At 64.4% G+C, this 5,685-nt stretch carries 6 protein-coding genes and 1 pseudogene; 5 read left to right on the forward strand and 2 right to left on the reverse strand.

All coding sequences use genetic code 11. From position 1 onward, the window contains the following. The 5 genes and pseudogenes from A8G08_RS27685 to A8G08_RS24255 form a co-directional block, all read left to right on the forward strand. Window positions 1-593: pseudogene (locus A8G08_RS27685) on the forward strand (diacylglycerol kinase); the annotation flags it as partial. A 65-nt stretch (window positions 594-658) separates the two neighbouring features. Further along, on the forward strand, window positions 659-1,393 hold the full coding sequence (locus A8G08_RS24240) for a glucose 1-dehydrogenase (protein ID WP_068279961.1): 735 nt from the start codon (window positions 659-661) through the stop codon (window positions 1,391-1,393). A 190-nt stretch (window positions 1,394-1,583) separates the two neighbouring features. After that, window positions 1,584-2,396 carry a hypothetical protein gene (locus A8G08_RS24245; RefSeq protein WP_157108773.1) on the forward strand — a complete coding sequence of 271 codons (813 nt, stop codon included), beginning with the start codon at window positions 1,584-1,586 and terminating at the stop codon, window positions 2,394-2,396. After that, the gene (locus tag A8G08_RS24250; protein ID WP_157108774.1) at window positions 2,393-3,010 is read left to right on the forward strand and encodes a twin-arginine translocation pathway signal; all 618 of its coding nucleotides are present in this window, start codon (window positions 2,393-2,395) and stop codon (window positions 3,008-3,010) included. Before A8G08_RS24245 ends, A8G08_RS24250 begins: the two co-directional genes overlap by 4 nt. 115 nt (window positions 3,011-3,125) lie before the next feature. Next, complete coding sequence (locus tag A8G08_RS24255; RefSeq protein WP_157108775.1) at window positions 3,126-3,605, forward strand: hypothetical protein; 480 nt, start codon at window positions 3,126-3,128, stop codon at window positions 3,603-3,605. 76 nt (window positions 3,606-3,681) lie between these two features. Here A8G08_RS24255 and A8G08_RS24260 read toward each other — a convergent pair whose 3' ends face one another. Both A8G08_RS24260 and A8G08_RS24265 read right to left on the reverse strand, forming a co-directional pair. After that, window positions 3,682-4,947, reverse strand: coding sequence for a cytochrome P450 (locus A8G08_RS24260; RefSeq protein ID WP_068279974.1), 1,266 nt, complete (start codon window positions 4,945-4,947; stop codon window positions 3,682-3,684). A 74-nt stretch (window positions 4,948-5,021) separates the two neighbouring features. After that, the coding region (locus A8G08_RS24265; protein WP_157108776.1) for a cytochrome P450 at window positions 5,022-5,685 on the reverse strand (664 nt) is incomplete at its 5' end.

Genomic DNA, 5,685 nt, shown 5'->3' on the forward strand with positions numbered 1-5,685 from the left:
GTTGCCTCGAGATCGCGGACTACGCGACCTACGACGGCGCAACCGTCATGTTCGACGTCATGGGCTTCGGCATGCAGCGCGACGAGGTCCCGATGTTGCTGCAGCCCGGCATGCTCGGCATGGCGTGGGGCACCGCGATTCGCCAGCTCGCGGCCGGCCTTGGCATCGAGATCGACAACATCACCGAGTCCTACGAGCGCGAACCGGCGCCGGAGGCCTTCGACATCGCCGCCGGACACATCCCCAAGGGCGGCGTCGCCGCGCTGAAGTTCGAGATCTTCGGCATGGTCGGCGACCATCCCGCCATCGTGATCGAGCACGTGACCCGGCTGCGCGACGACCTGCGCCCAGACTGGCGGCGACCCGCACAGGAGGGCGGCTCCTACCGCGTGGAGATCACGGGTGAACCCTCCTATGCGGTCGATATCTGCCCAACCAGCCGGAGGGGCGACCACAACTACGCGGCGATCGCGGTCGGTGCGGGCCGCGTCGTCAACGCGATTCCGGCAGTGGTCGCCGCGGACCCGGGCATCAGGACGACGCTGGACCTGCCGTTCGTCACCGGCAAGGGACTGTTCCGGCTCCCCTCCTGAGCAACCCGAAACCGTTAGAACACGTTCTAGCCAGACACGTGTCCAATCGGGTAGCGTCACGCGACATGGGACGCGTGGATGGAAAAGTTGCAATCATCACCGGCGGCGCGCAGGGAATGGGTGAGGCCCATGCGCGCCTGCTGGTCGCCGAGGGCGCCAAGGTCGTTATCAGCGATATTCTCGACGAAAAGGGCAAGGCGCTCGCCGACGAACTGGGTGAGGCCGCACGCTATGTGCACCTCGACGTCACCCAGCCCGAGGAATGGCAGGCGGCGGTCGCTCTTGCGGTGAGCGAGTTCGGTTCGCTCAATGTGCTGGTGAACAACGCCGGCATCGTCAACGGCAGCCCGATCGCGAAGTTCCGCCTCGACAAGTGGAAGCAGATCCTCGACGTCAACCTCACCGGCACCTTCCTCGGAATCCAGGCTTCGGTCGAGGCGATGATCGCCGCAGGCGGCGGTTCCATCATCAATGTCTCCTCCGTCGAGGGCCTACGTGGCGCACCGTGGGCGCACGGTTACGTCGCCTCGAAGTGGGGCGTGCGCGGCCTCGCCAAGTCGGCCGCACTCGAGTTGGCGCCGCACAAGATTCGGGTCAACTCGTTGCACCCGGGCCTGATCCGCACTCCAATGACCGAGGGCATCCCCGAGGACATGGTGAAGATGCCGCTCGGCCGTGCGGCCGACCCGATCGAGGTTTCGACGTTCGTGCTCTTCCTCGCGAGCGACGAGTCGTCGTACGCCACCGGTGCCGAGTTCGTCGTGGACGGCGGCCTCGTTGCCGACGTTCCGCATAAGTAGATAGCGCGCACGCCCGCCGAATCCGACCCGGATTCGGCGGGCGCCGCTGCTTCCGCGCCGGTCTCCAAGAGAATGCTATTTCCGCACGTAAACGCGCTTTCTTAGCCAGTTCTCAGGTCTTGTGATGGACCTCACATTCACTTTGCGGTAGCGTCATTCTCATCTGTGTAGCCAAACCAGGAGGTGACCGATGCCGGACCCGAAGCCCGACCATCCCAGCCGAGGTGCATCCTCAGCCGGCGACGAGGGGGCCTCCGGCAGCGACGCCACCCAGCTGAACCTTGCCGCCGCGGAAGCGGAGGCGGAAGCCGCCGAAGCCGCGGCGAACGCAGCGGCGGCCGCAGCAACCGCTGCCGCTGCCCGCGCTCGTGCAGCCCAGTTGCGCAGGGATGTCGAACTCGACAAGGAACCGGCTGAAGCCGACAACCAAGTTCCCTCCGCCGCCATGACTGCCGAGGCCTACGAGGCCCCGGCACTGGAGGCGCCGCCGGAGCCTGCCGCCAGGGCCCCGCGCCTGCAGGGCCGCGCGCGAAAGGTTGCGCTGTCCGCCGCCATCGTGGTGACCTGTGCTGCACTCGCGGCCACCGGGTACATGACGTACCACCATCACCAGGCCGAGAGCGATCGCGAGCAAGCCGCGGAGTATGCGGCCGCGGCGAAACAGGGCGTCGTCACGCTCACCTCACTCAACTTCGAGAACGCGCAAGCCGATGTCCAGCGCGTTCTGGACAATTCGACCGGCGAGTTCCGCGCTGACTTCGAGAATCGCAAGGACGACTTCACCACCGTGATCCAGCAGTCGCAGGTGGCGACCGAGGGCCAGGTGAACGCGACGGCGGTCGAGTCGATGACCGACGACTCCGCGGTGGTGCTCGTGTCCTCAACCTCGAAGGTCACCAATTCCGCTGGAGCACAACAAGAACCGCGCGTATGGCGGCTGAGCGTGACCGTTACCCGCGAAGGCGACCAGATCAAGATGTCGAAGGTGGATTTCGTACCGTGACCCCCAATAGCGCAGAGGTCCTGGAGTCGGACGCGACTGAAACCGCTCCTGCCGATAACCCGCCGGCCATGCCGAAGCTGCCGTTGAAGTACCGCATCGCGATCGCCGCCGTCAAAGCAATCACATGGCTCAAGGGCCGCGGCGGCGCCGTGATGCTCGCGATCGTTCTGGTTGCCTCTGTCGCTACCGCGGTCACCGTGTATTTCGTGCAATACCGCCCCGATCAGCAGACCGACGCAACGGCTACCGAGGAAGCACGAGCGGCGGCAGCCGACGGCGCGGTCGCCGTGCTTACCTACGGTCCCGACACGCTCGACCAGGATCTGACCGCGGCGCAGTCACACCTGACCGGCAACTTCCTGAATTACTACACCAAGTTCGCGCAGGAGGTCGTCGCACCGGCGGCGAAGGACAAGGCGGTCAAGACCAACGCTGATGTGGTCCGCTCCGCGGTGTCGGAGATGCATCCCGACAGCGCGAAAGTGCTGCTCTACATCAATCAAACGACGACCAGCAACGACAAGCCGGACCCCACGATGGCCTCGAGTAGCGTGCTCGCCACGATGTCGAAGGTCGATGGGAATTGGCTTATCTCATCGTTCGATCCGGTGTAGTCGCGCATAGATCGTTCTCTTCGTTTCTCAGAGTCAGGCGGCATCGACCGTCCGGTCGCGCTCCTCTCGAAACACGGGTCGCCGCGCGATTACAAGGTTGTAACGAATCGCCCGCATGGACGATGAAACAGTGACGTTCCACACATGCGGTAACGGGCGCTGGCGATATCGACATTGGGCTGACCTGTCGGCTGGTGCCCGCGCTGAGAAAGTTGAGAGAGAGAGCACGATGCGCAAGGTCGTAATGGTGGGAGCATTGGCTCTGCCGCTGGTACTGGGAACGGGCGTGGCCCAGGCCGGCCCACTCGATTTCCTGGCGGGATCGTCGGTTCCTGGTGTCACTTCCAGCTCCAACGGGTCCAACGGAGATGCAAGCTGCGATCCACAGGTGCAGCGCACTCCGCAGGAACAGGAGAACTGCGAGGACGCGAACAGTTCGAGCGAAGATATCAACACATCGACCGCAGAACTTGCCGGTTCGGCCGAAGGTGTTCTCAGGTTGGGCACGGCTGTCGTAGGCATCGCGGCTATCTTGCAGAATCCTGCCCTTGCCCCTCTGTTCGGCTTGGCGCTGAGCGGATCATCAGCCTCCTAGCCACACCGACGATTGCGTCCACAGCCCCAGCACCGCTGGGGCTGTGGACGCTTCGGAGTTCTCGAATGCCGTGCCCTCAGCTAAAGCCGGGCGTGAATTCGATATGCAGCTCGGAGAGCCCACGCATGATGAACGTCGGATCGTAGGAGTACCGCCGAGCACCGGCCGGCCCGTGCTGCTGCTCGTCGATTCCGATATCGCCCATGCGGTCGAGAATCCGGTTCATCGAGATGCGGCCCTCGGCGCGGGCCAGCGGTGCACCTGGGCATGAGTGGATCCCCCGGCCGAACGCGACATGCTCGCGCACGTTCCGCCGGTCGACGCGTAACTCGTTGGGTTCGGGAAACTTGCGCGGATCGCGGTTGCTCGCGCCCGGCAACAGCATCACCGTCGTCCCGGCAGGGACCGGCATATCGCCAATCGAGGTCGGGCGACTCGACAGGCGGAAATGGCTTTTCACCGGGCTTTCGAGGCGCAGCACCTCTTCGAGGAATCCCGGAATGATTTCGCGGTCGTCGCGTATCTGCTGCTGAAGGTCTGGTTGCTCGGCAATCATCCGGATACCGGCGGACAGCAGTTTGGTGGTCGTATCCTGCCCGGCGGCGAACAGGAACGTCGCCAGCCGGACAACGTCGACGACTTCGGGTGTGCTGCCGTCGGGGTACTTGGCCTGGGCGAGCGCCGTCAGCACGTCCCCGCGCGGTTCGCGCCGCCGATCCGTGACGTACTCGGTGAACTTCTCCTCGAGCCAGAGCAGCGGGTTGTGCACCATCTCGCTCTCGTCGATGTCACCCGCGAAACTTTCGTACTGCGACTCGCGGAACGCGCCGTGATCGGATTCCGGGACGCCCAGTAGGTCTGCGATCACGAGCATCGAGAACGGCTTGGCATAGTCCCGCATGAATTCGCAGCTGCCCTTGGCGACGAACTCGTCGAGTTGCTTGTCGGCGAGGCGCCACATGAACTCCTCGTTCTCCTGCAGCCGCCGCGGTGTCAGTAACCGGCTCAACAACCCGCGGGTGCGCGTGTGGTGAGGCGGGTCCTGCGTGACGATGTGCTCGCTCATCGGGATCCGGTCGCGGTATTCTTCGATGAGCGCGCCGATATCGTCGTCGCTGGGCTCGAACGACACGCCCGAGTACGGACCTGCCACCGTGACGCAGGACGAGAACGCCGAATCCTTGTACACCGCAACAGCTTCGTCATGCCCGGTGATCGCCAGAACGCCGTACTGGTCGTTCGGGAGCACCGGGCACTTCGCACGAAGGCTGTCGAAGTAGTCGTACGGACTGGGGATCAGCGATGGGTCGGTGAAGAAGTCGATCTGCTCGAAGTCTTCCACTTGTCGTCCTCCACGAATTCATTCGGCGAGGACGTCACGACCCGGCCTCGCCGATCTCGTTGTGTACGTGCCTATTACGATGTGGCGTCGAACAGCACGGGCAGTGCGGTCGGTGAGCGGAACACCTGCCCGCGGATATGCGGATCGTTGCCGTCCAAATCGAGCCGCAGGTTCGGCAGTCGATCGAGCAGCAGGTTCATCGCCACCCGCATCTCCAGTCGGGCGAGGTGCATACCGAGGCAGACGTGTGCGCCATAGCCCCACGAGATATTCGCCCGTGCGGGTCGGAAGATGTTGAAGGAATCCGGGTCCTCGTATCGATCTTCCTGCCGGTTCGCGGCACCGAGCATCGGCATGACCGACGAGCCCGCCGGGATCGCGATGCCACCGAGCTCGGTGTCCTTCGTCGCCACGCGGGTGATGGTCAGCAGCGGTGCTTCCCACCGGACCGCTTCCTCGATCGCCTGCGGGATCAGCGACCGGTCAGCGCGGATGGCCTCGAATTGTTCGGGGTGCGTGAGCAATCCGAAGATCAGGTTGCCCAGTGACCGGTAGGTGGTCTCCACACCCGCGGGCAGCAGCAGCCGCAGGAACGAGAAGATCTCACCGTCCTCGAGTCGCTCGCCGTCGATCTCGGCGACCGCCAGCCTGCTGATCAGATCGTCGGCCGGATTCTTGCGCCGCTCCGCGAGAATCGGCGCGAAGTACTCCTCCAGCGCAAGGGACGCCGCCTTGCCT

This window comes from Aldersonia kunmingensis, assembly GCF_001646865.1.
Classification (GTDB): Bacteria; Actinomycetota; Actinomycetes; order Mycobacteriales; family Mycobacteriaceae; genus Aldersonia; species Aldersonia kunmingensis.